The organism is Micromonospora sp. AKA38, from assembly GCF_027925725.1.
GTDB lineage: Bacteria > Actinomycetota > Actinomycetes > Mycobacteriales > Micromonosporaceae > Micromonospora.
On record NZ_BNEI01000005.1, the window covers coordinates 989813 to 1016096 of the forward strand.

At 72.8% G+C, this 26284-nt stretch carries 28 protein-coding genes; 17 read left to right on the top strand and 11 right to left on the bottom strand.

Going from position 1 to position 26284, the window contains the following annotated elements; genetic code table 11:
- Positions 1-41: 41 nt before the first annotated feature.
- From TPA0908_RS21850 to TPA0908_RS21860, 3 genes are all read right to left on the bottom strand, one after another.
- Positions 42-950: an alpha/beta hydrolase family protein gene (locus tag TPA0908_RS21850; RefSeq protein ID WP_281940732.1), complete on the bottom strand. Its 909-nt coding sequence runs from the start codon at positions 948-950 to the stop codon at positions 42-44.
- A gap of 5 nt (positions 951-955) precedes the next feature.
- Entirely contained in the window at positions 956-1291 is a 336-nt protein-coding gene (locus tag TPA0908_RS21855; protein WP_281940733.1) for a YnfA family protein, read from the bottom strand.
- 140 nt (positions 1292-1431) lie between these two features.
- Complete coding sequence (locus TPA0908_RS21860; RefSeq protein ID WP_281940735.1) at positions 1432-2091, bottom strand: HNH endonuclease family protein; 660 nt, start codon at positions 2089-2091, stop codon at positions 1432-1434.
- Between the two features lie 261 nt (positions 2092-2352).
- On the opposite strand from TPA0908_RS21860, the gene TPA0908_RS21865 reads away from it, so the two are divergent.
- Positions 2353-2532 (top strand): hypothetical protein, encoded by a 180-nt coding sequence (locus TPA0908_RS21865; protein WP_281940737.1) that lies wholly within the window; start codon positions 2353-2355, stop codon positions 2530-2532.
- Positions 2533-2536: 4 nt separating this feature from the next.
- Here the strand turns inward: TPA0908_RS21865 and TPA0908_RS21870 are convergent, their stop codons facing one another.
- Positions 2537-2953 carry a hypothetical protein gene (locus tag TPA0908_RS21870; RefSeq protein WP_281940739.1) on the bottom strand — a complete coding sequence of 139 codons (417 nt, stop codon included), beginning with the start codon at positions 2951-2953 and terminating at the stop codon, positions 2537-2539.
- A gap of 56 nt (positions 2954-3009) precedes the next feature.
- Between TPA0908_RS21870 and TPA0908_RS21875 the strand changes: the two genes are divergently transcribed.
- The 3 genes from TPA0908_RS21875 (at position 3010) to TPA0908_RS21885 (ending at position 5095) form a co-directional block, all read left to right on the top strand.
- Entirely contained in the window at positions 3010-3507 is a 498-nt protein-coding gene (locus TPA0908_RS21875) for a hypothetical protein (protein ID WP_281940741.1), read from the top strand.
- Positions 3508-3592: 85 nt separating this feature from the next.
- Positions 3593-4342 (top strand): neutral zinc metallopeptidase, encoded by a 750-nt coding sequence (locus TPA0908_RS21880; RefSeq protein WP_281940743.1) that lies wholly within the window; start codon positions 3593-3595, stop codon positions 4340-4342.
- A gap of 114 nt (positions 4343-4456) precedes the next feature.
- The gene (locus TPA0908_RS21885) at positions 4457-5095 is read left to right on the top strand and encodes an HAD family hydrolase (protein ID WP_281940745.1); all 639 of its coding nucleotides are present in this window, start codon (positions 4457-4459) and stop codon (positions 5093-5095) included.
- A 52-nt stretch (positions 5096-5147) separates the two neighbouring features.
- Here the strand turns inward: TPA0908_RS21885 and TPA0908_RS21890 are convergent, their stop codons facing one another.
- The 4 genes from TPA0908_RS21890 to TPA0908_RS21905 all read right to left on the bottom strand — a co-directional run bounded on the left by TPA0908_RS21890 (position 5148) and on the right by TPA0908_RS21905 (position 10672).
- Entirely contained in the window at positions 5148-7694 is a 2547-nt protein-coding gene (locus TPA0908_RS21890) for an ABC transporter permease (protein ID WP_281940747.1), read from the bottom strand.
- Positions 7694-8461 carry an ABC transporter ATP-binding protein gene (locus TPA0908_RS21895; RefSeq protein ID WP_107155580.1) on the bottom strand — a complete coding sequence of 256 codons (768 nt, stop codon included), beginning with the start codon at positions 8459-8461 and terminating at the stop codon, positions 7694-7696. The genes TPA0908_RS21890 and TPA0908_RS21895 overlap by 1 nt, the downstream gene beginning before the upstream one ends.
- A gap of 257 nt (positions 8462-8718) precedes the next feature.
- The gene (locus TPA0908_RS21900) at positions 8719-9402 is read right to left on the bottom strand and encodes a response regulator (RefSeq protein WP_107155581.1); all 684 of its coding nucleotides are present in this window, start codon (positions 9400-9402) and stop codon (positions 8719-8721) included.
- Positions 9403-9754: 352 nt separating this feature from the next.
- On the bottom strand, positions 9755-10672 hold the full coding sequence (locus tag TPA0908_RS21905) for a RecB family exonuclease (RefSeq protein WP_281940752.1): 918 nt from the start codon (positions 10670-10672) through the stop codon (positions 9755-9757).
- Between the two features lie 82 nt (positions 10673-10754).
- Here TPA0908_RS21905 and TPA0908_RS21910 point away from each other — a divergent pair, with 82 nt between their 5' ends.
- The 3 genes from TPA0908_RS21910 (at position 10755) to TPA0908_RS21920 (ending at position 13560) form a co-directional block, all read left to right on the top strand.
- On the top strand, positions 10755-11897 hold the full coding sequence (locus TPA0908_RS21910; RefSeq protein WP_374709238.1) for a M50 family metallopeptidase: 1143 nt from the start codon (positions 10755-10757) through the stop codon (positions 11895-11897).
- Positions 11894-12838: a tRNA (adenine-N1)-methyltransferase gene (locus TPA0908_RS21915; protein ID WP_281940755.1), complete on the top strand. Its 945-nt coding sequence runs from the start codon at positions 11894-11896 to the stop codon at positions 12836-12838. Before TPA0908_RS21910 ends, TPA0908_RS21915 begins: the two co-directional genes overlap by 4 nt.
- 149 nt (positions 12839-12987) lie before the next feature.
- Positions 12988-13560, top strand: a complete 573-nt coding sequence (locus TPA0908_RS21920) for a hypothetical protein (protein ID WP_281940757.1) — start codon at positions 12988-12990, stop codon at positions 13558-13560.
- A 130-nt stretch (positions 13561-13690) separates the two neighbouring features.
- Here TPA0908_RS21920 and TPA0908_RS21925 read toward each other — a convergent pair whose 3' ends face one another.
- On the bottom strand, positions 13691-13984 hold the full coding sequence (locus TPA0908_RS21925; RefSeq protein WP_107155586.1) for a ferredoxin: 294 nt from the start codon (positions 13982-13984) through the stop codon (positions 13691-13693).
- Between the two features lie 176 nt (positions 13985-14160).
- Between TPA0908_RS21925 and arc the strand changes: the two genes are divergently transcribed.
- The 8 genes from arc to TPA0908_RS21965 all read left to right on the top strand — a co-directional run bounded on the left by arc (position 14161) and on the right by TPA0908_RS21965 (position 22010).
- A complete protein-coding gene (arc, locus tag TPA0908_RS21930; RefSeq protein WP_107155587.1) occupies positions 14161-15942 on the top strand; it encodes a proteasome ATPase in 1782 nt (593 codons plus the stop codon).
- A 141-nt stretch (positions 15943-16083) separates the two neighbouring features.
- Entirely contained in the window at positions 16084-17601 is a 1518-nt protein-coding gene (gene dop, locus TPA0908_RS21935; RefSeq protein ID WP_357303636.1) for a depupylase/deamidase Dop, read from the top strand.
- 106 nt (positions 17602-17707) lie between these two features.
- Positions 17708-17914, top strand: coding sequence for a ubiquitin-like protein Pup (locus TPA0908_RS21940; RefSeq protein WP_073836803.1), 207 nt, complete (start codon positions 17708-17710; stop codon positions 17912-17914).
- A 5-nt stretch (positions 17915-17919) separates the two neighbouring features.
- Entirely contained in the window at positions 17920-18588 is a 669-nt protein-coding gene (locus TPA0908_RS21945) for an endonuclease VII domain-containing protein (protein WP_281940761.1), read from the top strand.
- Positions 18507-19346, top strand: a complete 840-nt coding sequence (gene prcB / locus TPA0908_RS21950) for a proteasome subunit beta (protein WP_199199544.1) — start codon at positions 18507-18509, stop codon at positions 19344-19346. Before TPA0908_RS21945 ends, prcB begins: the two co-directional genes overlap by 82 nt.
- Before the next feature lie 63 nt (positions 19347-19409).
- A complete protein-coding gene (prcA, locus tag TPA0908_RS21955) occupies positions 19410-20243 on the top strand; it encodes a proteasome subunit alpha (protein ID WP_281940763.1) in 834 nt (277 codons plus the stop codon).
- Positions 20244-20366: 123 nt separating this feature from the next.
- On the top strand, positions 20367-21725 hold the full coding sequence (pafA, locus tag TPA0908_RS21960) for a Pup--protein ligase (protein ID WP_107155591.1): 1359 nt from the start codon (positions 20367-20369) through the stop codon (positions 21723-21725).
- 60 nt (positions 21726-21785) lie between these two features.
- On the top strand, positions 21786-22010 hold the full coding sequence (locus tag TPA0908_RS21965) for a hypothetical protein (RefSeq protein ID WP_281940766.1): 225 nt from the start codon (positions 21786-21788) through the stop codon (positions 22008-22010).
- A gap of 20 nt (positions 22011-22030) precedes the next feature.
- Here the strand turns inward: TPA0908_RS21965 and TPA0908_RS21970 are convergent, their stop codons facing one another.
- Positions 22031-23116: a DUF3866 family protein gene (locus TPA0908_RS21970; RefSeq protein WP_281940768.1), complete on the bottom strand. Its 1086-nt coding sequence runs from the start codon at positions 23114-23116 to the stop codon at positions 22031-22033.
- 44 nt (positions 23117-23160) lie between these two features.
- Positions 23161-24150 carry a cation diffusion facilitator family transporter gene (locus tag TPA0908_RS21975; protein ID WP_281940770.1) on the bottom strand — a complete coding sequence of 330 codons (990 nt, stop codon included), beginning with the start codon at positions 24148-24150 and terminating at the stop codon, positions 23161-23163.
- A 126-nt stretch (positions 24151-24276) separates the two neighbouring features.
- On the opposite strand from TPA0908_RS21975, the gene TPA0908_RS21980 reads away from it, so the two are divergent.
- Both TPA0908_RS21980 and TPA0908_RS21985 read left to right on the top strand, forming a co-directional pair.
- On the top strand, positions 24277-25275 hold the full coding sequence (locus TPA0908_RS21980; protein ID WP_281940772.1) for a helix-turn-helix transcriptional regulator: 999 nt from the start codon (positions 24277-24279) through the stop codon (positions 25273-25275).
- Positions 25272-26282: a helix-turn-helix transcriptional regulator gene (locus TPA0908_RS21985; RefSeq protein WP_281940773.1), complete on the top strand. Its 1011-nt coding sequence runs from the start codon at positions 25272-25274 to the stop codon at positions 26280-26282. Before TPA0908_RS21980 ends, TPA0908_RS21985 begins: the two co-directional genes overlap by 4 nt.
- Positions 26283-26284 lie beyond the last annotated feature (2 nt).

The window sequence follows — 26284 nt, forward strand, 5'->3', positions numbered from 1 at the left end:
GCGGGTCGGACGGCGGTCGCCGCCACCATCACGATCAGCGGTCAGGCGCGGAGTCGGCGCTGGAGCCAGGTCACGACCAGCTCGTCGAAGCCGGGCGCCCGCGCGCCCCGTACCCGGATGCCGTGGTCGGCGTCCGGGAACACCACGATCGTGTGGTCGGCGTGCCCGGCGTCGCCGAGGATCCGGTCCAGGGCGCGCACGCTGGCCCCGACCGGGACCTGCACGTCGTCGGCGCCGAAGACCGCCAGCAACGGGCAGCGCAGGGCGGCGAGCGCCGGCTCCGGGTCGTGGTCGGCGATGCCGGCGAGGAAGGCGATCGACGCGGGCGAGGTGCCGGCGAGCAACGCGTACCAGGGCGCCTCGTGCCATCGGGCCTGCGCGGCGTGCACAGCGGCCGGATCGTCGCCGGCCCGGACCCGATCGATCTGCTCGTGCAACAGCGCCAGCGCCTGACGGGCGTCGTCGACGGTGAAGCCCGTCGCGGTGAGTTGGCGACGCAGCCGGTACTCCTCCTGCGCCACCACGCCGACGCCGGGACCTGACACGCTCACCACCGCGGCGACGGCAGCAGGGGAGAGGGACGCGGCGAGCGGCGCCACCCATCCACCCTGGCTGCCGCCGATCAACGCGACGGCGTCCGCGTGCACGTCCGGCCGCTTCCGCAGCGCGTTCACCCCGGCCAGGGTCTCGCCGGCCCGGTCGGTCAGCCTCTGCCGGGTCCAGTCGCCGGTGGACGTTCCGGAGCCGGGCTTGTCGTAGGCGAGGCTGGCGAAGCCGGCGGCGGCCAGCCGGGTCTGCCAGTCCCGCTGGTCACGTCCGCCGGGCCCGGAGCCCTCGACGAAGACCACCGCCGGGTACGGCCCCGGCCAGGGCGGCCGGACCAGGTCGCCGACCAGCACGTCGTCGCCGTGGCGGAACGACAGCTCCTCGGTCTCCGGAAGGAACAGCACCGCGGTCAGCTCGCGCGCGGCGCGTACATGATGATCGCGACGCCGACCAGGCAGATGGTCGCGCCGGCGAGGTCGTAGCGGTCGGGCCGGAACTTGTCGACGAGCATCCCCCAGGCCAGCGACCCGGCGACGAAGACACCGCCGTAGGCGGCGAGGATGCGCCCGAAGTTCGGGTCGGGCTGGAACGTGGCCACGAAGCCGTAGACGCCGAGCGCGATGATCCCGCCCGCGATCCAGAGCAGCCCACGGTTCTCCCGCCAGCCCTGCCAGACCAGCCAGGCGCCGCCGATCTCGGCCAGCGCGGCGACCAGGAACAGCAGGATGGAGCGGGCGACCGTCATACGTCCGACCGTACCGTGGAGATCTTGCCGGGGTGGTCGGCCGGCCAGCGGCCGGCGGTGGTCAGCTCCTCGTGCTCCGCCATCGCCGGCCGTCATTCCAGCGGCCCCGGGCCTTTGCCGGCCCGGGGCGCCGACGGCGGTCAGTACGCGTAGGTGACCGAGATGGTGGCGGCCGGGCAGTTGTTCGCCCAACTGGTCAGCGCGCTCTTCTCCGCGCTGTCCACGGTGAGCCGCCAGCGGATCTTGACGGCCACCCACTCGCCGACGTAGCGGCAGCGGGCCGAGGCGTACGGCGGCAGCCAGGTGGCCGGGTCCTGGTCGCCCTTGGCCTGGTTGACGTTGTCGGTCACCGCGGCCAGGGCGCGCGCGTCCCCCAGGTCGTTCGCGTACGCCTGGCGGCGGCTGGTGGACCAGTTCCGGGCGCCGGAGTCCCAGGCCTCGGCGAGCGGGACCATGTGGTCGATGTCCAGGTCTCCGGTGGCCGTCCAGGTGGCGTTGTCGTAGTAGGAGTACCACCGGCCGCCGGAGAGCGTGCAGGTGCCGCTGATCGTGGGCTTCGTGGTGGCCTCGGCGTAGAGCACCTCGTTGCGGGTGTGGCAGCCGTCGCCGTCGGCGTCGATCCAGTGCGGGAACAGGTCACGGCTGTAGCCGGTGCGGACCTCGGTGGCGACGGACAGGCCGGCGACCGCGGTGGTGAGCGACGCGGAGTAGCCGGCGGCGGGGGCGGGCCGGGCGAGGCCGAGGGTGGCGGCCAGGATCGCGGCGAGGCTGATGGCCGTGGCGCGCAGGTTGCGGGACATGGGACTCCATCCGTACGGGACTGGCGCGAGTGTCCCATCCATATAGACAGATGTGGACGTCATGGTCCAGGTCGATCTCGGTGAACATCGCCTGACCATCGGCGCCGCGCCCCGAGGACGACACGAATTCGACTGTGCCGGCCGGCCCGGCGGGCTACCTTCGCAGAAGGGGTGGCAGCGCCGCGTCCACGCCCGCGCCGTCCGATTGACGCGGTCGAGACGGCCGGTGACGAGCCTGGGGTACGACGAAAGGGGCGCCAGATGGCCGACGAGGTGACGTCGAAGGTGCCGCCCGACCAGGGCCCGGTCCTGGCCGCGCCGGTCAGGTCGACGCCGGCCGGCCCGCCGAGCAGCCTGGACCTGTGGGCCCGCGCCCAGATCCTGCACCGCTGCTTCGGCGACGACGACGGCGAGCCGCACATCATGCGCGGCCTGGACTAGCCGCTCAGCGCACCGCCGCGCCCGCGCGGGCCAGCGCGTCCCGCCAGGACCGGGTGTGGAACGCCGCGGCCCCGTTGAACGCCAGGTCGAGGAAGCCCGGCCCGTCGCCGGAGGGCGGCGTCCGGTGCGCCCAGAACTCGTCCAGCCCGCGCCGCTGGTCGGGGCTGGGCGACGGTGAGATGTCCGACCCCCGCCCGACCACGTCGTACCGCCGGCCGTCGACGGTCAGCAGCAGCGTGCCCAGCCGGGTCAACCGCCCCCGCACCTGGCCGACGGGCGCCGCGAACACCTCCGCGCCGTGCCGGTCCCGGGCGCGCAGCCGGCCCTGGTCGAGCGTCATCAGCACCGGCACGCACCGCCGGCCGTTCCAGAGGCTGCGCCGCCAGTAGACGACGCTGGCGAGCGTCACGTCGGGATCCACGGCCGGGACTGTACCGGGGGCGCTCCACGGTGGCCGGCGGCGGCTACCCTGCCGGCGTGACCCGACGATCATGGTTCCTCGTGCTCGCCGCCGCGCTCGGCGTCGCGCTGCTGACCGCCTGCGGCGGCGTGACCTGGCTGGCCCGCACCGGTGACGGCGAGGAGCGGGACTGCGCGGCACGGGTCGCCGCCGAGGAGGCGAAGGTCCGCACCGACCGGCGGTGGACCGACGCCGACGTGCCGGGCATCGGCGCGTACCCGGAGATCCACTGGCAGGTCGACTATCCGAGCTTCGCCTGCTCCCGCGCGCCCGGCCCGACCGATCGGCGCTACCAGGCGGTGGTGCGGCTGGCACCGGCCGACGCCCGCGCGCTCGCCGCCGCGTACACCTGGACGCCGGTGACCGGCGCGGCGACCGAGGTGTGGCCGGCGCTCGCCGGGTACGTGCCGGCCGGCGTGCGCTGGCACCGCAGCGCCGACCACGACGCGGGCGCCGCCGAGGTGCGCTTCGACCCCGGCGCGGCGCTGCTGCTGATCACCGCCGTCGACACCTGATGAACGTTCGCCGCCGCCGATGCGTGAGAGCCGGTGGATACCGGGGTACTGCGCGGAACACAGGTCGGACAGCCGGGAGGTAGTCGTGGGGGACAGGACGGGACGTCGGCGGCTCGGGCCGCTCGCCGGGCTGGTGGCGGCCGTGGTGGTGGCCGCCGGCTGCATGGGCGGCGGACTCGACCAGGGCGAGCCGCAGCAGCCCGCCCCCGAGCGCAGCGGGCGAGCGGCGTCCCCCGGCGCGGAGACCACCCGGGCCGACGGCACCACCAGCGTCGCCGAGTTCAAGCAGGACTTCTCCGACGCGGTGGCCGGCGCCGAGCAGTACTGGACCACGCAGTTCCGCTCCTCCGGGGAACGCTTCCGGCCGATCCGGCGGGTGGTGGCGTACACCCGGGCCGGCGAGGTGTCCTGCGGCGGGCAGCCGCTGCCGCGCAACAACGCCGTCTACTGCTCGGCCGGCGACTTCATCGCCTACGACGTGAACTGGTCGGTGTCGGCGTTCCGGCAGATCGGCGACGCGTTCCTGTTCTACCTGCTCGGCCACGAGTACGCGCACGGCGTGCAGACCCGGCTCGGCATCCGCTACGACTACACCATCCAGCAGGAGTTGCAGGCCGACTGCATGGCCGGGGCCTACCTGGGCGACAGCGTGCGAGCCGGGACGCTGAAGGTGGAGGACGGCGACCTGGACGAGTTCCGGGAAGGGCTGCTCGCGGTCGGCGACGACCCCGACCAGCCGTGGTTCGCCGAGGGCGCGCACGGCACCGCCGAGCAACGCAGCGAGAAGTTCTTCGCCGGCTACGAGAACTCCCTGAAGGCGTGCGACCTCGGCTGATGCCACAGGTCACCCCGGCCGGCGGCGCCGCCGGCCGGGCCGGGTCCGGCTGGCAGGATCGGTGGGTACGCCCACCGAAGGAGGCCCCCGCTGAGCAGCCCACACCCCGCCGCCGTGCTCTTCGACATGGACGGCACGCTCGTCGACAGCGAGAAGCTGTGGGACGTCGCGTTGCAGGAACTGGCCGCCGTCTACGGCGGCACGCTCTCCGCCGAGGCCCGCCACGCGATCATCGGCACCGCGATGGCCGACTCCATGCGGATCGTGCACGCCGACCTGGGCCAGCCGGAACGCGACCCGCAGGCCAGCGCCGACTGGATCAGCGCGCGGATCCTCGACCTGTTCCGCACCGGGCTGCGCTGGCGTCCCGGCGCGTTGGCGCTGCTGCGCGCCGTCCGGGCCGCCGGCATTCCCACCGCGCTTGTCACCTCCAGCGGCCGGTCCCTGGTCGAGGTCGCGCTGGAGACCTTGGGCCGGGACAGCTTCGACGCGGTGGTCTGCGGCGACGAGGTGGGCGAGGCCAAGCCGCACCCGGAGCCGTACCTGACCGCCGCGCGGCTGCTGGGCGTGCCGATCGAGCGGTGCGTGGCGATCGAGGACTCACCGACCGGCGTGGCGAGCGCGTTGGCCGCCGGCGCGGCGGTGCTGGCCGTACCGGCCGAGGTGCCGCTGCCGCCGACCGACGGCGTACACCAGGTGGAGAGCCTGACCGCGGCGGACCTGGAACTGCTCGCCGCGCTGCTGAACCGGTAAGGAAGGGCCCCTTCTTAACGCCAGGCGTTAAGAAGGGGCCCTTCCTTGCACCTCAGTCGTGGGCGATGGCGCCGAGCACGTTGATCCGCGCGGCCCGGATCGCCGGCAGCACCGCCGCGACCACGCCGATGATCGCGGCCAGCACCAGGAACGTCACCATCTGGCCCCAGGGCAGAACCAGGTCGGTGATGCCCTCGTCCTTGAGCGCCCGGACCACCGCCGCGCCGAGACCGGTGCCGACCACCACGCCGAGCAGCGCGCCGAAGATCGAGATCACCACCGCCTCGACCGTGATCATCCGCATGGTCTGGGCCCGACGCAGGCCGATCGCCCGCAGCAGGCCCAGCTCACGGGTGCGCTCCAGCACCGACAACGCGAGCGTGTTGATGATGCCCAGCACCGCGATCACGATGGCCAGCGCCAACAGGATCTGGATCATCCGCAGCGGCGTGTCGAGCTGGCTGGTCTGCTGCTTGATGAACGCCGCCCGGTCCGCCACCGACACCTCCGGGCTGTCCGCCAGCAGCCGCTCGACCTGCGGCTGCACCGCGCCCACCGAGGTACCCGGGGCGAGCTGCACGAAGCCCTGGATGGGCTGCGGGATGGCGAAGTCGGCGGTCGCCTGCGGCGGCAGCACCACCGGGTTGGTGAGCTGGGAACTTTCGTAGATGCCGCTGACCGTGTACGTGCGGGCCTCGCCGCGGGACAACTGCACCGGCACGGTCGAGCCGACCGACAGGTTGCGGGACTTCGCGGTGTCCGAGCTGAGCAGCATCTGGTCCGGGGCCAGCCGGCTGATGTCACCGGCGGTGGCCTTCGCCCCGAAGATCCGCTCCAGCGCCGCCACGTTGCTCGACGCCGCCACCCAGGTCCGCTCGCCGCCCACCGTGGCCATGTCGCCGTACTCGCCGTCGACCAACTTCACGCCCGGGATCGCGGCGGTCTTCTCCAGCACCGCCGCGTCGAAGCTCGCCGGACGCGGCCCGGCCGAGGCGCCGGAGATCACCAGCTCGGCCTTGATCCGGTCCTCGGCGAGCGCGCTGATGCTGCCCTTCGCCGAGTCCAGGATCACCGTCACGCCGGTCACCAGCGCGATGCCCACCATCAGCGCGGCGGCGGTGATCGCGGTCCGGCGCGGGTTGCGGCCCGAGTTCAACCGGCCCAGCTTGCCCGGCACCGACCAGGAGAAGATCGCGCCGAGCAGCGACACCACCGGCCGGCTGATCACCGGCGTCAGCAGCGCCACCCCGATGAACGCGAACAGCACACCGCCGAGGATGGTCGCCAGCGTGTTGTCGCCGGCGTTGCCGCTGAGGCCGAGGAAGAGCAGCACCGCGCCGACCGTGGTGACCACCGCGCCGCCGACGGTCACCTTGGTCAACGGCCGGTCCGGCGTGGCGACGTCCTGCATCGCGGCGATCGGAGGAATCCGCGCGGCGCGCAGCGCCGGCAGCAGCGCCGCGACCACCGTGATCAGCAGGCCGACCGCGAACGCGCCGATCACCGCCGCCGGCGGCACCCCCAGCCCGGCCAGCGTCAGACCGCCGGCGAGCTTTCCGAACAGGTACGCCAGCAGCGCGCCCACCCCGATGCCGGCGGCCAGGCCGAGCACCGAGGCGATCAGGCCCACCGCGACCGCCTCCAGCACCACCGAGCCGATGACCTGCCGGCCACTGGCCCCGATGGCCCGCATCAGCGCCAGTTCACGCGTGCGCTGGGCCACGATGATCGAGAAGGTGTTGAGGATCAGGAACGTGCCGACCAGCAACGCCACCGCGGCGAACCCGAGGAGGATCTTGTTGAAGAACGACAACCCCTCCTTCAGCCCGGCCGAGGCGTCGTCGGCGAGCTGGTCGCCGGTCTTGACCTCGTAGGCTCCGCCCAGCGCGCCGGACACCTCGTCGCGCAGCGCCTCCGGCGTGGTGCCGTCCGCCCGCGCGGTGACGTTGGAGAACACGTCCGGCTTGCCGAGCATCAACCGCTGCGCGACAGGCGTGGTGAAAGCGACCTCGTTCGCGCCGCCCACGGAGTCCCGGCCACCGCTGTAGCCGAACACGCCGACCAGCGTGAACTCCTTCTTCGGTGACAGGGTCAACACGCCGACCCGGTCACCGACCTTCACGCCGGCCGCCTTCGCCAGCGCGGCGTTGACCACGATCTCGTCGTCGGCCTGCGGGCCGCGCCCCTCGCGCAACGTCACCAGGTCGCTCTCGCCCAGCCAGTTCTCGCCGAGCTGCGGCGGCCCGAACGAGGTGACCACCTTGCCGTTGCCGCCGATCAGCCGCGCGCCGTCGGCCGCCACCACGCCGCGCACGTCCGCCGCGCCCGGCACCGCCTTCACCCGGTCCACGAGCGACGCCGGCACCGGGCCGGCCACCTGCTCGCCCTCGGTCTCGGAGACCTCGACCTTCGGCTTCGCCGCCACGTTCACGTCCACGTCGGCGTAGGCGTCGGCGAAGACCGCGTCGAACGAGCGGCCCAGCGTGTCGGTGAGCACGAACGCGCCGGAGACGAACATGACGCCGAGCACCACCGCCAGCCCGGACAGCAGCAGGCGCAGCTTGCGCGCCAGCAGGCTCTTCAGCGTTGCCCGGAACATCAGTTGCCCACCTCGACCGGCGCGTCCAGCTTCTTCATCGTGTCCAGCACCGTGTCGGCGGTCGGCTCGATCAGCTCCGAGACGATCTGCCCGTCGGCCAGGAAGACCACCCGGTCGGCGTACGCGGCGGCGGTCGGGTCGTGGGTCACCATGACGATCGTCTGGCCGTGCTCGCGTACCGAGCTGCGCAGGAAGTTCAGCACCTCGGCGCCGGACCGGGAGTCCAGGTTGCCGGTCGGCTCGTCCGCGAAGATCACCTCGGGGCGGGCGACAAGCGCCCGCGCGCACGCCACTCGCTGCTGCTGGCCGCCGGAGAGCTGCGCCGGGCGGTGCCCGAGCCGCTCCCGCAGCCCGACCGTGTCGATCACCGTGTCGTACCAGGCCGGGTCGGCCTTGCGGCCGGCGATCGACAGCGGCAGCAGGATGTTCTCCTGCGCGGTGAGCGTGGGCAGCAGGTTGAACTGCTGGAAGATGAAACCGACCTTGTCCCGCCGCAGCTTCGTCAGGCCCGAGTCGTTGAGCCCGGTCACCGTCGTCTCACCGATCATCACGGTGCCCCGGGTCACCGAGTCCAGACCGGCGAGGCAGTGCATCAACGTCGACTTGCCCGAGCCCGACGGCCCCATGATCGCGGTGAACCGGCCGCGTTCGAACTCGGCGCTCACCCCCCGCAGCGCGATGACCTGCGCCTCGCCGCTGCCGTACACCTTCCACACGTCGTTCGCCCGGGCCGCGGCCTGCGCCTGCCGGCCTACCGTCGCGGTCACGTCATCTACCTCTTCCGTCTGGCTTGCTGATCCGCACCGCCCCCGCTGGTCGGTGCGGCAGTTCCATCCTCGGTGCCGCCGGCCCCGGATCCGTCCGACCCCGGGCGGAACCCGTGCCGAATTTCCGGTGAGGGTCGCCCCCCAGGCCGGCTCAGGGTGATCCCTGACCGGCCGGCGACGCCGACGGTAGAACCTCACGCCGCGTCACGGTCAACCCCACGCCGCCGCCGTTGGTCACGGTACGTGAGCGCCGCCACCTATTTCCCGGGCCGCACCAGCCCCGTCTCGTACGCCAGGACCACCGCCTGCACCCGGTCCCGCAGCTTCAACTTGGTCAGCACGTGCCCGACGTGCGTCTTGACCGTGGTCTCGCTGACCGACAGCGCCCGGGCGATCTCGGCGTTCGACAGCCCGCGCGCCACCTGCACCAGCACCTCCCGCTCCCGGTCGGTCAACGGGTCCAGCACCCGCGGCCGGCTGGCCGCCGGATCCGGCAGCACGTCGGCGAAGCGGTCCAACAGCCGGCGCAGGATCCGCGGCGCCACCACCGCCTCCCCGGCCGCCACCGTGCGGATCGCGGTCACCAGGTCCTCCGCCGGCACATCCTTGGCCAGGAAACCGCTCGCCCCGGCGCGCAACGCGCCGACCACGTACTCGTCCAGCTCGAACGTGGTCAGCACCAGCACCCGTACCGGCAGTCGGGCGTCCACGATCGTCCGGGTCGCGGCCACCCCGTCCATCCGCGGCATCCGGATGTCCATCAGCACCACGTCGGGCAGCAGCCGTCGGGACAGCTCCACCGCCTCCACGCCGTCGCCCGCCTCGCCCACGATGTCCAGGTCGTCCTCGACCCCCAGCACCATCCGGAACCCGGCACGCAGCAGCGGCTGGTCGTCGGCGAGCAGGACCCGAACCGGTCGGGGCGCGGCGGCGTCGGTCATCGTCTCCCTCGTCGTGCTGGACGGCGGTCAGCCCGGAACCGGGTCCGCCGGGCCCGGCGGGCGCCGGGCGCACACCCGGAGACCACCGCCGGCGTCGACCGGTCCGCAGGAACCACCGTAGAGGGCGACCGGTTCCCGCACGCCGACGCACCGGATCCCGATCCAATCGCCCCACCCACCCCGCCCCGCGCTCACCCGCCCCGCCCGCTCCACCCACCGCTCTCACGGAAAGCGGGCCCACGAGGTTCCTGGGCGCCCGCTCTCACGGAAAGCGGGCCCATCGAGGTCTTTTGACGCCCGCTTTCCCGGAAAGCGGCCTCATCGGGTGGGGCTCACTCGGCGGGGACGGGCCTCACTCGTCGGCCCCGGGACTGGCCGGCCGGGAACGCGCGTCCACCAGCGGGTCGGGCGCGGCGGCGGCCACCGGGAACGGCGGCGGAGTGCCGCCGAAGGTCGGGCAGAGCGCCTGGTGGCTGCACCAGTCGCAGAGCCGGCTCGGCCGGGGCCGGAAATCCTGCCGCGCGGTGGCCTGCTCGATCGCCCGCCACAGCGCCACCACCGTGCGCTCGAAGCGCACCAGCTCGTCGGCGTCGGGCGCGTAGTCGCAGACCTCGGCGTCCTTGAGGTAGAGCAGACGCAGCACCCGCGGCACCACGCCCCGGGTCCGCCACAGCACCAGCGCGTAGAACTTGAGCTGGAACAGCGCCCGCGCCTCGAACGCCTCGCGCGGCGCGCCGCCGGTCTTGTAGTCGACCACCCGCAGCGCGCCGTCCGGGGCCACGTCGAGCCGGTCGAGATAGCCGCGGATGAGCAGCTCGTCGTCGACCACCGCGGAGATCAACGCCTCGCGCTCGGCCGGCTCCAGCCGGCGCGGGTCCTCCACCGCGAAATAGCCCTCCAGCAGCCCCGCCGCCGAGCGCAGGAACCCCTCCACGCCGGCCGGGTCGTCGTCGGCGAACAGCGTCGCCAGCTCCGGCTCCTCGGTGACCAGCCGGTCCCACTGCGGGGCGACCAGATCGCCGGCCGACTCCGGGGTGCGCGCCGGGGCCGGCAGGTCGAACAGCCGCTCCAGCACGGCGTGCACCAGCGTGCCCCGGGCCTGCTCGACCGTGGGGCGCTCCGGCAGCCGGTCGATGCTGCGGAACCGGTAGAGCAGTGGGCAGGTCTTGAAGTCGGCCGCCCGCGACGGCGACAACGACGCCCGCACCGTGACCGGCGTCGGTGTCGCCGTCGGGTCGCCCTGCGTGTCGATCACCGGTTCCGCCGTCATGCCCGGAAGGTTAGGCCACCGGTGTGACACCGCCACCGTCGCCGTGCCGGACCATGATCTTCAGACGCGTAGCATCGCCGGGGTGGACCAGCGGACCCGACGGCCGCGCCGGCCCGGGCTGAGCCTCGGCCGGGTCTTCGGCGTGCCGCTGCGCGCCGACGCGTCGATGCTGCTGCTCACCGTCGTGGTCACCGTGCTCTACGCGGCGCTGGCCCGCCGCCAGCTCGACCTCGGCCCGCTCGGCGGATACCTGGTCGGCTTCGGCTTCGTCGTCTCGCTGCTCGGCTCCGTGCTGTTGCACGAGCTGGGGCACGCGCTCACCGCCCGCCGGTTCGGCATCGGTGTGCGGGGCATCACGCTGGAACTGCTCGGCGGCTACACCGAGATGGACTCCGACGCCCCCGACCCCCGGACCGAGCTGCTGATCTCCCTGGCCGGCCCGGCCGTGTCCGCGGTGCTCGGCGCCGGCGCGGTCGCCGCCACGCTCACGCTGCCCGCCGGCACCCTCGGCCACCAGCTCGCCTTCCAGCTCGCGGTCAGCAACGTGGTGGTGGCGATCTTCAACAGCCTGCCCGGGCTGCCGCTGGACGGCGGGCGCGCGCTGCGCGCCGCGGTCTGGGCGCTCACCCGGGACCGGCACCGGGGCACCGAGGTGGCCGGCTGGGTCGGCCGGGCCGTGGCGCTGGGCACGCTGGCCCTGGTGGTGGCGCTCACGCTGCGCCGGGCGCTCGCCCCGCTGGCGTTGCCACTGCTCCTGCTGGTCGCGCTGACGCTGTGGCGGGGCGCCGGACAGTCCATCCGGCTGGCCCGCATCGGTCGCCGGCTGCACCTGGTCGACCTCACCCGGCTGGCCCGTCCGCTGCTGCCGGTGCCCACCGGCACCCCGCTGGCCGAGGCGCAGCGCCGCCGCGCCGAGGCGGGCACGCCGGACGCCGCGCTCGCCGTGGTCGACTCCGCCGGCCGGACCGTGGCGCTTGTCGACCCGGCGCGCGCCGCCGCCGTACCCCCGGAACGGCGGCCGTGGCTCGCGGTGGACGAGGTGGCGCGCGGCCTGGCGGCGCTGCCCACCCTGCCGGTCGGCGCGGACGGCGAGCGGGTGCTGGAGACCGTCCGCACCCACCCGGGCGCGCAGTACCTGGTGACGGCAGGCGAAGATGTGGTCGGCGTGCTCCACGTCGCGGACCTCGCCCAGCTCCTCGAACCGAAACGGAAGACGAACACGTGACCGCAGAGAACTCCACCGTCCCGGCGCTGCCCCCGGTCCACCGCGGGCCGTTCCGGATCGGCGACCGGGTCCAGCTCACCGACCCGAAGGGCCGGATGCACACCGTGACGCTGGAGCCCGGCAAGGAGTTCCACACCCACCGCGGCATCCTCAAGCACGACACACTCATCGGCCTGCCCGACGGCAGCGTGGTCACCACCGCCGGCGGCGGGACCGCCTTCCTGGCGCTGCGACCGCTGCTCTCCGACTACGTGCTCTCCATGCCCCGCGGCGCGCAGGTGATCTACCCGAAGGACTCGGCGCAGATCGTCGCGATGGGGGACATCTTCCCCGGCGCCAAGGTGCTGGAGGCCGGCGCCGGCTCCGGCGCGCTGTCCTGCTCGCTGCTGCGCGCCGTCGGCACCGAGGGGGAGCTGCACTCCTTCGAGCTGCGCGACGACTTCGCCCAGATCGCCCGGCGCAACGTCGAGGCGTTCTTCAACGGCCCGCACCCGGCCTGGCGGCTGCACGTGGGCGACGTCGCCGACTGCGCCGAGACCGGCTTCGACCGGATCATCCTCGACATGCTGACCCCGTGGGAGATGCTCGACATGGTCGAGCGGGCGCTGGTCCCCGGCGGCGTGCTGATCGGCTACGTGGCCACCACGCCGCAGCTCTCCGAGCTGGTCGAGGCGCTGCGCGAGCGCGGCGGCTGGACCGAGCCGCGCGCCTGGGAGTCGATGGTCCGCGACTGGCACGCCGAGGGTCTCGCGGTCCGGCCGGACCACCGCATGATCGCGCACACCGCGTTCCTGGTCTCCGCGCGCAAGCTCGCCCCCGGGGTCACCGCGCCGCCGCGCCGGCGCAAGCCCAGCAAGGGCGCCGAGGCGTACGCGCAGCGCCGCGACGCCCTGCGCGCCGCGGCGGCGGCCCGGCCGGCGGAGGAGCCCGACCAGTCCTGACCCCCGCCGCGCGAACCGCCACGGTCGGGCGGATCATGTGTGCCCGTGGGGACGACGACACCGGAGACGGTAAGCATGACAGAGCGGACCGGGACGCGCGGTGGGCGCGTCCGTCCCGGCCCCGGCGGTACCGGTCGACGGGAGGTGGCGTGAGCAGTCCCGGCTACGGCAACGGCGAGATGCCCGCCGTCTTCCCCGACTGGTCGCCCTACGCCGACCTGGAATCGGCCGCCCGGGCTTACCTGCGGGACCCCGACATCGCCCTGGAGGCGCTCGGCGGGGTGCTGCGCGGGGCCTCCGTGCTCGGTTTCACGCTGGAACGCTTCGTCAACGAGGTCAACGGGGTGTGGCAGGAGGTCGTCGTCTGCGACGGCAGCCGGCTGGTGCTGTGGCACGGCGAGGACGTGCCGCCGGGGGAGGGGCCGCCCGGCGCGATGACCTCGTCGCTGCGGGTGGTGCCGGTCTCCACGGTCACCGAAGTCGGCTGCCGGCGCCGGCTCACCCGCGCCGAGGACGGCACGGTCCGGGTCGACAGCATCGACGTGTACCTGCTGCTCAGCTCACTTGACGAGGCGCCGCCGAGCGACGACGCGGCCGGCACCCCGCGGCACGACGCGCTGCGCTTCGGCAAGACGCTCGACGACGGCGGCGCCGGGCAGATCACCCGGCTGGAGGAGTTCGCCCGGCTGGTGGCCTCGGTGGTCGGCCGGCCCATGCTCTGAGCCGGCCCGTGCTCCGAGCGCGGCCCATGCTCTGAAGCCGACCGGGACTCTGAGTCGGTGGCGGGCCCAGGCGGCCCAGGCGGCACGACGCGGGCCGGGGACGGCGTCCCCGGCCCGCGTCAGCCGTGCGTCAGTCCTCGGCCTCCGGGCCGGCCACCTCGACGCCGTCGCTGCCCCGCGTCACGTGGATGCACTCGCCCGGACACTCCTTCGCCGAGTCGATCACCTCGAGGCGCAGGTGCTCCGGCACGTCCACCCGGGCGCCCGGGGCCTGCCGCAGCTCGCCGTCCGGGCCCTTGACGTACGCCAGGCCGTCGACGTCGAACTCGAAGACCTCCGGGGCGTACTGCACACACAGCCCGTCACCCGTGCAGAGGTCCTGGTCGACCCAGACCTGCAACTGGTCGGTCGCGACGTCCGTCACAAGCACCCCCCATGTTCTCCCGTCCCGGACTCCGACGGTACCCGAACGCCCGTACCCGCCCGTCGACCAGCCCTTGGCGATCAAGCTTCGGTGACGAGCGCGTTGCGGAGGACCGAATCGGGCTCATAGCGGCTAGTGTTAGCTCAGAACGTTCAAGCCCCCCGGGGAGGTGGGACGTGGCACGCAGCGACGACGCGGACTCGCGCGCCGCACGGTGGGAAAAGGAAGCCCACGATCTCTCCACGCAGGTCGCGTTCCTGCAAGAGGAACTCGCTCTGGTGCGGCGCAAGTTGACCGAAAGCCCCCGACACGTCCGGCAGCTCGAAGAGCGGCTGGCGGCCACCCAGGCACAGTTGGCGCGGCTGACCGAGAACAACGAGCGGCTCGTGAGCACCCTCAAGGAGGCTCGCGCGCAGATCGTGACGCTCAAGGAGGAGATCGACCGGCTCGCCCAGCCACCCAGTGGCTACGGCGTCTTCCTGGCGAAGCACGACGACGGCACGGTGGACGTGTTCACCGGCGGGCGCAAGCTCCGCGTCGCCGTCTCGCCCTCGCTGGAGACCGACGAGCTGCGCCGTGGGCAGGAGGTCCTGCTCAACGACGCGCTCAACATCGTCGACGCGTTCGGCTTCGAGCGGGTCGGCGAGGTGGTGATGCTCAAGGAGATCCTGGTCGGTCCGGACGGCGCGCCGGGTGACCGGGCGCTGGTGGTCTCCCACTCGGACGAGGAGCGCATCGTGCACCTCGCCGAGACGCTGATCGGCAGCCCGATCCGGGCCGGCGACTCACTCATGATCGAGCCCCGCTCGGCGTACGCGTACGAGCGGATCCCGAAGAGCGAGGTCGAGGAGCTGGTCCTGGAGGAGGTGCCCGACGTCGACTACGAGGACATCGGTGGCCTCCAGGCGCAGATCGAGCAGATCCGCGACGCGGTGGAGCTGCCGTTCCTGCACGCCGACCTGTTCCGCGAGCACCAGCTCCGGCCGCCGAAGGGCATCCTGCTCTACGGTCCGCCCGGCTGTGGCAAGACGCTGATCGCCAAGGCGGTGGCCAACTCGCTCGCCAAGAAGATCGCCGAGCGGTTGGGCAAGGACCGGCACACCAGTTTCTTCCTCAACATCAAGGGTCCCGAGCTGCTCAACAAGTACGTCGGCGAGACCGAGCGGCACATCCGGCTGATCTTCCAGCGCGCCCGGGAGAAGGCCGGCGAGGGCACCCCGGTGATCGTGTTCTTCGACGAGATGGACTCGATCTTCCGTACCCGCGGCTCCGGCGTCTCCTCCGACGTGGAGAACACCATCGTTCCCCAGCTGCTCAGCGAGATCGACGGCGTGGAGGGGCTGGAGAACGTCATCGTCATCGGCGCCTCCAACCGGGAAGACATGATCGACCCGGCGATCCTGCGGCCCGGCCGGCTCGACGTGAAGATCAAGATCGAGCGGCCGGACGCCGAGGCGGCCAAGGACATCTTTACGAAGTACGTCCTGGCCGACCTGCCGTTGCACGCCGACGACCTGGCCGAACACGGCAGCGACCCGCAGGCCACCGTGGCCGCGATGATCGACGCCGTCGTCCTGCGGATGTACTCCGAGACCGAGGAGAACCGCTTCCTCGAGGTCACGTACGCCAACGGCGACAAGGAAGTCCTCTACTTCAAGGACTTCAACTCCGGCGCGATGATCCAGAACATCGTCGACCGGGGCAAGAAGATGGCCATCAAGGAGTTCCTCACCTCCGGGCGCAAGGGGCTGCGGTTGCAGCACCTGCTCGACGCGTGCGTCGACGAGTTCCGGGAGAACGAGGACCTGCCCAACACCACCAACCCGGACGACTGGGCCCGCATCTCCGGCAAGAAGGGCGAGCGGATCGTCTACATCCGCACGCTCGTCTCCGGCGGCAAGGGCACCGAGGCCGGCCGGTCCATCGAGACCGCCAGCAACACCGGCCAGTACCTCTGAGACCGGCCCGACCGGGGCGGCGCCACACCGGCGCCGCCCCGGTCGGTCGTCTCCGAGCGGGACGGCGCGCCACCTACCGTCGATGTGCCGACTACGCTCGACGTGACGGGGACCGGGACGGCGAGCGGAGCGGGCAGGTCGATGAGCGTCAGACGGATCATGGGCACCGAGGTCGAGTACGGCATCTCCGTGCCCGGCCAGGCCGGAGCCAACCCGATGGTCACCTCCTCGCAGGTGGTCAACGCCTACGGGGCGCGACCGGAACTCAACCGGGGCGGACGGGCCCGCTGGGACTACGAGGAGGAGTCGCCACTGCGCGACGCCCGCGGGTTCACCTACTCCGGGGCGGCGTACGACCCGGCCGAGGCGCTCGCCGACGAGGACCTCGGGCTGGCCAACGTGATACTCACCAACGGCGCCCGGCTCTACGTCGACCACGCCCACCCCGAATACTCCACCCCGGAGGTGACCACCCCGCTCGACGTGGTCCGCTGGGACAAGGCGGGCGAGCGGGTGATGGCCGAGGCGGCCCGACGGGCCGCCACCATCCCGGGCACCCACCCGATCCACCTCTACAAGAACAACACCGACAACAAGGGCGCCAGCTACGGCGCCCACGAGAACTACCTGATGCGCCGGCAGACCCCGTTCGCCGACATCGTGGCGTACCTGACGCCGTTCTTCGTGACCCGGCAGATCGTCTGCGGCGCGGGCCGCGTGGGCATCGGCCAGGACGGCGGCCAGAGCGGCTTCCAGATCTCCCAACGTGCTGACTTCTTCGAGGTCGAGGTCGGGCTGGAGACCACGCTCAAGCGGCCCATCATCAACACCCGCGACGAGCCGCACGCGGACGCCGACAAGTACCGCCGCCTGCACGTCATCATCGGCGACGCCAATCTCTCCGAGATCTCCACGTTCCTCAAGGTCGGCACCACGTCGCTGATCCTCGCCATGATCGAGGAGAAGGCGCTCGGCGCCGACCTGGGCATCGCCGACCCGGTGGGTGAGTTGCGCGCGGTCAGCCACGACCCGTCCCTGAAGCACCTCATGCGGATGCGCGACGGTCGCCGGCTGACCGCGCTGGACGTGCAGTGGGCCTACCACGAGCGGGTCCGTTCCTTCGTGGACGAGCGGTACGGCCCCGACGTGGACGCGCAGACCGCCGACGTGCTGGACCGCTGGGAGAGCGTGCTGGACCGGCTCGGCCGCGACGCCTTCGAGTGCGCCGACGAGCTGGACTGGGTGGCCAAGCTGCGGGTGCTGGAGGGCTACCGGGAGCGGGAGAAGCTCGGCTGGGGCTCGCACAAGTTGCAACTGGTCGACCTGCAGTACTCCGACGTGCGGCCGGAGAAGGGCCTCTACCACCGGCTGGTCCAGCGCGGCTCGATGAAGACGCTGCTCACCGACGAGCAGACCCGCACCGCGATGACCGAGCCGCCGGAGGACACCCGGGCCTACTTCCGCGGCCGGTGCCTGGCCCAGTACGCCTCCGAGGTGGTGGCCGCGAGCTGGGACTCGGTCATCTTCGACGTGGGCCGGGAGTCGCTGGTCCGGGTGCCGATGATGGAGCCCGAGCGGGGCACCCGCGCCCACGTCGGCCAGCTCTTCGACAGGTGTGAGAGCGCCAAGGATCTGCTGGAGCTGCTGACCGGCGGCTGAGCCGGTTGCCGGAAGGCCCGTTGCGTGCCGAACCCGGCGCGCGGCGGGCTTTTCGTCGCCCGCGCGAGGTAAGTTGATCGCAGGCGATCGTGGAGGAGGCACCACCATGGCGACGCAAGAGGGTGGTCAGACCCAGTCCGGCAAGTCCCACGAGGAGGTCGAGGAGGTCACCGCGCAGGCCAACCCCGAGGTGGCCGAGCGGCACGCCGAGATCACCGAGGACGTCGACGACCTGCTCGACGAGATCGACTCCGTCCTGGAGGAGAACGCGGAAGAGTTCGTGAGAGGATATGTGCAGAAGGGGGGTCAATGAGGCTTATGTCCGATTTGCCGCAGGCTTCGGACAAGCTCTGCCCCCAGTGTGGTCGGTCGCTGCCGGCGTCGGCGTTTCACCGTAACCGGCGGCGGCCAGATGGCCTGGCCTTCTACTGCAAGACCTGCGCACTCGCGCGCTCGGAGGCGAGCCGCCGTAGGCGCGGGATCACGCCGCAGAAGAAGGCGGCCGTGCCGGTCGCGGACGGCCTGAAGTGGTGCCCCGACTGTGCGCAGATCAAGCCGGTCGACGACTTTCCTCGAACCACCAGCGCGAGCGGTCGCCACAGCTACTGCAAGCCCTGCCACATCGCACGGGGCAACGAGAGCAAGCAGCGGCTCTACGGCGGCAATCGCGAGTACCACCTGCGTCGCCGCTACGGGGTCGGGGAGAAGGAGTTCCAGGAGCTCCTGGCCGAGCAGGGCGGCGTGTGCGCGATCTGTCGGCGTCCCGATCCGGAACATCTGGACCACGATCATCGCACCGGATGGGTCCGCGGGATACTCTGCTTCAACTGCAACGGCGGTCTCGGCCAGTGCAAGGACAACCTCGACACCCTGGCCGGGGCGATCACATACCTGAGAGGAACCACGTGGCAGCGGGTTTTGATCCATCCGGGCGTCTTCCAGATGTGTTCACCAACGCGGGGACGTCCTCCTTCACCACGTTCCTGAGCAAGGCGGCCCCCGAGATGCTGCCGGGTCGTCGGCCGCTGCCGCCCGGCATGGCCGCCGACCTGGCGCCGCACGCGACCACCATCGTGGCGATCGCGGCCGCGAACGGCGTGGTCATGGCCGGCGACCGTCGCGCCACCATGGGCAACCTGATCGCCCAGCGCGACATCGAGAAGGTGCACCCGGCCGACGCGTACTCGCTTGTCGGCATCGCGGGCACGGCGGGCATCGGCATCGAGCTGATGCGACTGTTCCAGGTGGAGCTGGAGCACTACGAGAAGATCGAGGGCGCGATGCTCTCGCTCGACGGCAAGGCCAACCGGCTGGCCTCGATGATCCGGGGCAACCTGGGCGCGGCCATGCAGGGCCTGGCCGTGGTCCCGCTGTTCGCCGGCTTCGACCTGGCCGCGAGCGACCCGGCGCGGGCCGGCCGGATCTTCAGCTTCGACGTGACCGGCGGCCCCTACGAGGAGACCGGTTACGACGCGATCGGCTCCGGTTCGCTGTTCGCCAAGTCCGCGCTGAAGAAGCGCTTCCGGGCCGGCCTGTCGGTCGACGACGCGACGCGGCTGGCCGTCGAGGCGCTCTACGACGCCGCGGACGACGACACCGCCACCGGCGGCCCCGACCTGACCCGGCGGATCTACCCGGTCGTGATGACCGCGACGGCCGAGGGTACCCACCGGCTCACCGACGCCGAGACGGCGGCGATCGCGGAGAGCGTGGTGTCCGGTCGGATGGAGAACCCCGGCGGCTGACCCCGCTCGCACGTCCACCGAGTCAGCAGTCCCGCACCACAGGTACGAAGGAGAACCGCCGCCGTGGCCATGCAGTTCTACGCCTCGCCCGAGCAGATCATGCGCGACCGCTCCGAGTTGGCCCGCAAGGGCATCGCCCGGGGTCGTAGCGCGGTGGTCCTGAGCTACGCCGGCGGGGTGCTCTTCGTCGCCGAGAACCTGTCCAGCACGCTGCACAAGGTCAGCGAGATCTACGACCGGATCGGCTTCGCCGCGGTCGGCCGGTACAACGAGTTCGAGAACCTGCGGCGCGCCGGGGTGCGGATGGCCGACCTCAACGGCCTGAGCTACGACCGGCGCGACGTGACCGGGCTGGCGTTGGCGAACGCGTACGCGCAGACGCTGGGCGCCATCTTCACCGAGCAGTCGAAGCCGTTCGAGGTGGAGATCTGCGTGGCCGAGGTGGCTGCCTCGCCGGACGACGACTCGCTCTACCGGGTGACCTACGACGGCTCGGTCAACGACGAGCCGGGCCGGATGGCGATGGGCGGTCAGGCCGAGGCGATCACCGGGGTGCTGAAGAACGAGCACCGGCCGGAGATGTCGCTGTCGGAGGCGGTACGCGCCGCGATGAAGGCGCTGAGCAGCGTCGGCGGCGAGGGCGGGGCGGCCCGCACGATCGCGGCGAACCAGTTGGAGGTGGCGGTCCTGGACCGGCGCCGGGTGGGCCGGACGTTCCGGCGGATCACCGGCGCGGCGCTGACCGCGTTGCTGGACGGCGACGCGGAGGGTGACGTCGCGCCGGCGCCGGGCCGGGCGAAGACGCCGACCGTGCCGACCGAGGAGGCGAAGAAGCCGACCACGTCGGCGGGTTCGGCCGACCTGGAGGGCAATCGGGAGGACGCGCCCGGCGAGTGACACCGGTTTCCGGACCCCGCCACGTCGCTGAGGTGGCGGGGTTCGTCGTCGTCCGGGGGCCCGGCGTACGCCGCTGACGGCGGGCGCTGCCCATCGAGGGCTCCGGGCGGCTAATGTCTCATCATGGAGCGGCGAATCTTCGGCCTCGAGACCGAGTACGGCGTCACCTGCACCTATCGCGGGCAGCGCCGGCTTTCCCCCGACGAGGTCGCGCGGTACCTGTTCCGACGGGTGGTGTCGTGGGGCCGGTCGAGCAACGTTTTCCTGCGTAACGGAGCCCGTCTCTATCTGGACGTGGGCTCGCATCCGGAATATGCGACGCCGGAGTGCGACTCGGTGACCGATCTGGTGGCGCACGACCGGGCCGGCGAGCGGATCCTGGAGGGGCTGCTCGTCGACGCGGAGAAGCGGCTGCACGACGAGGGCATCGCGGGCGAGATCTACCTGTTCAAGAACAACACCGATTCGGCCGGCAACTCGTACGGCTGCCACGAGAACTACCTGGTGTCCCGGCACGGGGAGTTCGGCCGGCTGGCCGACGTGCTGATTCCGTTCCTGGTCACCCGGCAGTTGATCTGCGGTGCGGGCAAGGTGTTGCAGACGCCGCGCGGCGCGGTCTACTGCCTGTCGCAGCGGGCGGAGCACATCTGGGAGGGCGTCTCCTCGGCGACCACCCGGAGCCGGCCGATCATCAACACCCGGGACGAGCCGCACGCGGACGCGGAGCGCTACCGCCGGCTGCACGTCATCGTCGGCGACTCCAACATGAACGAGGTCACCACGCTGCTGAAGGTCGGCACCGCCGACATCGTGCTGCGGATGATCGAGGCCGGCGTGGTGATGCGGGACCTGACGTTGGAGAACCCGATCCGGGCCATCCGGGAGGTGTCGCACGACATTACCGGCCGGCGCAAGGTCCGGCTGTCCTCCGGCAAGGAGGTCTCGGCGCTGGAGATCCAGCAGGAATACCTCGCGAAGGCGACGGAGTTCGTGGAGCGCCGGGGCGGGGACCAGACCGCGAAGCGGGTGGTGGAACTGTGGGGGCGGGTGCTGCGGGCGGTGGAGACGGGCGATCTGGACCCGGTGGCACGCGAGATCGACTGGGTGAGCAAGCTCAAGCTGATCGAGCGTTACCAGCGCAAGCACGACCTGCCGCTGTCACATCCCCGGGTGGCGCAGATGGATCTGGCCTATCACGACCTGCGCCGTGGCCGGGGGCTGTACGGGTTGCTGGAGCGCCGGGGCGAGGTGGACCGGGTGGCGAACGACCCGGAGATCTTCGAGGCGAAGGAGACGCCGCCGCAGACCACCCGGGCGCGGCTGCGTGGTGAGTTCATCCGGCACGCGCAGGAGAAGCGGCGTGACTTCACCGTCGACTGGGTGCACCTGAAGCTGAACGACCAGGCGCAGCGCACGGTGCTCTGCAAGGACCCGTTCCGCGCGTACGACGAGCGGGTGGAGCGGCTGATCGCCAGCATGTGAGCGCGGCGGCGGCCGGTGCCTTGGTGCCGGCCGCCGCGGCCCCGGTAGGCTGGCCCGGCCATGGACACTTCCGAACCGCAGGGCCGCGAGCGCGGCCAGACCTCCGGCCGCGAGCGGGACGGCGGCGCCGAGAAACTCAACTGGATCGACCGGCGGCGGGAGAAGATCCGCGCCGAGATCGCGCGCAACCGCCGCGGCGACCACAAGGTGCCGACGTGGGCGATGGCGGTCGCGCTGGTGGTGATCGTGGCGGCCTGGATCGGGCTGATCGTCTTCTTCGGCTGAGGCCGGGCCGGCGGGGTGGCTCAGCCGAGCAGGCCGGCGGCGTACCGGCCGGCGGCGGCGGCGGCCACGAAGTAGGCGTGCTCGGCATCGAGGCCGCGGCCCATCGTCGAGAGCCCGACCGGGCTGGCGCGCAGCGCCGCGTCGAGGCCGTCGGTGGGCACGGTGACGACGCGATGCCGGTCCGCGAGTGGTGCCAGCGCCGCCGTCACGTCCGCCGCCAGTTCCGGGTCGAGGCCGTCGGGCACGACCAGCTCCGCGGGGGCCAGCGCGACCCGGCCGTACGCGGTGAGGCTGTGGTGGGAGACGCCGCGGTGCCGGGGGCGGGGATCGGCGTCGGAGATCCGCAGTGAGCCGACCGGGCGTCCGCCCAGCGTGGCGACCGCGTTGACGGCCTCACCGACGGCGACGCCGGAGAAGCCCCAGCGGGTGCCGGTGCCGAGGTTGCCCGGCCCCTGGGCGACGATCGCCAGGTCGGCGTGGAGCACGTGCCGGGCGGCGAGCAGGCCGCTGTGCAGCGTGCTGGCTTCCAGGTCGCCGCCGAACGCCTGGCCGACGCTGACCGTGCCGGCGAGGTGGCCGGCGAGGCCGGCGAGGGTCCGGGAGAACCAGGCGGGCAGCGCGCCGCCGTCGGTGAGCAGGTACGCGACCCGGGCGTGCGGGGCGTCGGCGTGCACGCCGGCCAGGATCGCCGGCAGGGCGGAGTGCAGGTCGGCGGTGACCACCGGCATGCCGTCGACGGACTCGGCGGTGGCCAGCCGGTGGTGGTGCGGGGAGGCTTCCTCGTCGACGCCGAGCAGGATCGGTTGCAGCGGCGTGTAGCGGGCCTTGACGAGGTGCCCGGCGTCGCGGCTGTCGCCGGCCTGCGGCGGGTCGGCGGGGAGCCGGTCGGGCAGCGCGACGACCAGGGCGTAACCGCCGGTGCCGAGGCCCATCAGCAGCGCGCCGGCGTTGAGCAGCACGCGGTCGCCGGGCGCCGGGTCGCCGACCAGCGCCGGGTAGGCCAGGGCCCGCATCCGGGCACCGTCGGGCAGGTCGACGTCGAGTTCCACGGCGCCGGCCCACCGTCGTCGTACCGTCGTGACCGTGCCGGACCGCCATCGCACCATGACCGGCAACCTATCGGCCGGCGGCGGGGCGGGCGACGGCCGGGTCAGGCGTCCTGGTCGACGGGTCGACCGGGTTCGTCCTGGGTGGTCCGGGCGCGCCGGCCGGTGGCGCGGGACCGGGTGGGGTCGAGGAAGACGTACGCGATCTCCGGGAACCGCCCGGTGAGTCGGCGTTCCGCCTCGTCGGCGGCGGCCTCGATCTCTGCGCCGGTGGCGTCGTCGCGGAAGTCGACCTTGGCGGCGACGAGGATGTCCTCCGGGCCGAGGAACATGGTCATCAGCGTGTCGACCCGGTCGACCGTCGGCAGCGCGGCCAGCTCCTGCTCGATCTGCCGGTGGGTGCGTTCCGAGACGGCGCGGCCGACCAGCAGCGAGATGTTGCTGTGGGCCAGGATCGCGGCGACCACCAGCAGCAGCACGCCGATGAGGATGGAGGCGACGCCGTCGTAGAGTTCGTCGCCGGTGAGGTGGGACAGGGTGAGCCCGGCGGCGGCGATGAGCAGGCCGATCAGCGCGGCGCTGTCCTCCAGGAAGACCGCCTTGACCGTGGTGTCGGCGGTGAGCCGCAGGTAGCGGCGGGGAGTGGTGCGCCAGCGCCGGGATTCGCCGCGCACCTGCCGGACGGCCCGGGCCAGCGACACCGACTCGATGGCGAACGAGATCGCCAGCACCACGTACGCGACCAGGTAGTCGCCGGTGTGTTCGTGCACGAGGATGGTGGTGACGCCGTGGGTGATGGCGAAACCGGCGCCGGCCACGAACGTGAACAGCGCGGCGAGGAACGCCCAGACGTAGCTCTCCTTGCCGTACCCGAACGGGTGCCGGGGGTCGGCGGGCCGCGCGCCGCGACGCAGCGCCAGGTAGAGCAGCACCTCGGTGGTGGTGTCGGCGACCGAGTGGGCGGCCTCGGAGAGCATCGCCGCGGAGCCGGAGAGCAGGCCCGCGACCAGCTTGGCGATCGCGATGGCGAGGTTGGCCGCGCCGGCCACCACGACGGTGCCGACGCTCTCGGTCTTGACTTCCGGTTCCGCCATGGGCTCACCCTATGGCCGGTCCGGAGGGGCCGCGCGGTGAGGCGGGAGGGGCCGCTCGGGTGGTGACCGCGCGCCGCGCCCGCGTGGGTGCCCGCGTCGGACGCGCGGGCTGCTAGCGTTCGGTACGTGTCCCGGACCCGTACCGAACGCCTGGTCAACCTGGTGATCTGCCTGCTGTCGACGCGGCGTTTCCTGACCGCCGCCCAGATCGCCGCGACCGTGCCCGGCTACGAGCACGACCCGGACGACGCCAAGGACCACGAGGCGTTCCAGCGCAAGTTCGAGCGCGACAAGGCCGAGCTGCGGGAGCTGGGCGTGCCGCTGGAGACCGGCACGGCAAGCGTCTTCGACGCCGAGCCGGGCTACCGGATCGCCCACCGGGAGTACGCGCTGCCCGACATCCCGCTCGAACCGGACGAGGCCGCCGCGGTGGGCATCGCGGCCCGGCTGTGGCAGCACGCCGGCCTGGCCGCCGCCGCCTCGTCGGGGCTGGCGAAGCTGCGCGCCGCCGGCATCGACGTGGACCCGCAGGCCACCCTGGGTCTGGAGCCGATGGTGACGGTCGACCCGGCGTTCGCGCCGCTGACCGCCGCCGCGCGGGACCGCCGGGAGGTCGCCTTCGACTACCGGGTGCCGGACCGGGACGCGCCGACCCGCCGCCGGGTGCAGCCGTGGGGCGTGGTGTGCTGGCGCGGCCGGTGGTACGTGGTCGGTCACGACCTGGACCGGGCGGCGACCCGCTGCTTCCGGCTCTCCCGGGTCGTCGGCGCGGTCCGGGCGACCGGCGAGCCGGGGGCCTACCAGCCGCCCGCCGGGGTGGACCTGATCAGTCACGTGGCCCGCTGGTCGGGGCCGGTGGAGCGCACCGGCCGGGCGACCGTGCTGGTCACGCCGGGCCGCGCCGCCGGACTGCGCCGCTGGGCGGTGGAGAGCCACGCCGGGCCGGACGGGGACCGGCTGGTGCTGCCGTACGCCGACGCCGAGTTCCTGGCCGGCCAGATCGTCGGGTACGGCCCGGACGTGCGGGTGCTGGAGCCGCCGGAGGTCCGGGAGGCGGTCATCCAACGGTTGAAGGAGGTCGCGGCCCGGCACGACGAGCTGGCGGTGGCCGGGGGTGCCCGGTGACCCGGCCGGCGGCGGCCCGCGCCGGCCGTGCCTCGGCCGACCGGCTGGCCCGGCTGCTGAACCTGGTGCCCTACCTGCTGGCCCGGCCCGGCATCGAGATCGCCGAGGCGGCGCACGACCTCGGCGTGACCGAGCGGCAGCTCCGGGAGGATCTGGAGCTGCTCTGGGTGTGCGGGCTGCCGGGTTACGGCCCCGGTGACCTGATCGACATGGCGTTCGACGGTGACCGGGTGACGATCACCTACGACGCCGGCATCGACCGGCCGCTGCGGCTCACCCCCGACGAGGCGTTGGCCCTGGTGGTGGCGCTGCGGATGCTCGCCGAGACGCCCGGGGTGGCCAACCGGGAGGCGGTGGAGCGGGCCCTGGCGAAGATCGAGAGCGCGGCCGGTGACCTGGGCGGCGCGCCGGTGGAGGTGCTGCTGCCCGGCGACACCGACCGGGTGCGGGAGCTGCGCGCCGCGGTCGAGCGGGGCCGCGCGCTGCGGATCACCTACTACACGCCGGCGCGGGACGAGTCCACCGAACGCACCATCGACCCGTTGCGGATGCTGTCGGTGGGCGGCCGCGCGTACGTGGAGGCGTGGTGCCGCCGCGCCGAGGCGGTCCGGCTGTTCCGGGCCGACCGGATCGACGCGGTCACCGAGCTGCCGGAGCGGGCCGTGGTGCCGCCGCAGGCCCGCCCGCACGACCTGCGGGACGGCGTGTTCCGGCCGTCGGCCGACCTGCCGTTGATCACGCTGCGGATCGGCCGGGGCGAGCGGTGGATCACCGAATACTATCCGTGCGAGCGGGTCGAGGCCGACGGCGAGCAGTGGCTGGTGTCGCTGCGGGTCACCGACCTCGGCTGGGCCCGCCGGTTCGTGCTCGGGCTGGGCCCGGACGCGACCGTGGTGGCCCCGGCCGAGCTGGCCGAGCAGGTCCGCGCGCAGGCGGTCGCCGCGCTGGACGCGTACGCGGTCCCGACCGGCACCGCCGATCCGGCGGCCACCGGCGTCACCCGATAGGC

Coding starts and splice junctions, on each gene's coding strand:
- TPA0908_RS21865 (WP_281940737.1), top strand. CDS start 2,353: ATGGCCGACGAGGTGACGTCGAAGGTGCCGCCCGACCAGGGCCCGGTC.
- TPA0908_RS21860 (WP_281940735.1), bottom strand. CDS start 2,091: ATGTCCCGCAACCTGCGCGCCACGGCCATCAGCCTCGCCGCGATCCTG.
- pafA (WP_107155591.1), top strand. CDS start 20,367: ATGGAGCGGCGAATCTTCGGCCTCGAGACCGAGTACGGCGTCACCTGC.
- dop (WP_357303636.1), top strand. CDS start 16,084: ATGAGCGTCAGACGGATCATGGGCACCGAGGTCGAGTACGGCATCTCC.
- TPA0908_RS21945 (WP_281940761.1), top strand. CDS start 17,920: ATGTCCGATTTGCCGCAGGCTTCGGACAAGCTCTGCCCCCAGTGTGGT.
- TPA0908_RS21965 (WP_281940766.1), top strand. CDS start 21,786: ATGGACACTTCCGAACCGCAGGGCCGCGAGCGCGGCCAGACCTCCGGC.
- TPA0908_RS21970 (WP_281940768.1), bottom strand. CDS start 23,116: ATGGTGCGATGGCGGTCCGGCACGGTCACGACGGTACGACGACGGTGG.
- TPA0908_RS21890 (WP_281940747.1), bottom strand. CDS start 7,694: ATGTTCCGGGCAACGCTGAAGAGCCTGCTGGCGCGCAAGCTGCGCCTG.
- TPA0908_RS21905 (WP_281940752.1), bottom strand. CDS start 10,672: ATGACGGCGGAACCGGTGATCGACACGCAGGGCGACCCGACGGCGACA.
- TPA0908_RS21855 (WP_281940733.1), bottom strand. CDS start 1,291: ATGACGGTCGCCCGCTCCATCCTGCTGTTCCTGGTCGCCGCGCTGGCC.
- TPA0908_RS21975 (WP_281940770.1), bottom strand. CDS start 24,150: ATGGCGGAACCGGAAGTCAAGACCGAGAGCGTCGGCACCGTCGTGGTG.
- TPA0908_RS21940 (WP_073836803.1), top strand. CDS start 17,708: ATGGCGACGCAAGAGGGTGGTCAGACCCAGTCCGGCAAGTCCCACGAG.
- TPA0908_RS21900 (WP_107155581.1), bottom strand. CDS start 9,402: ATGACCGACGCCGCCGCGCCCCGACCGGTTCGGGTCCTGCTCGCCGAC.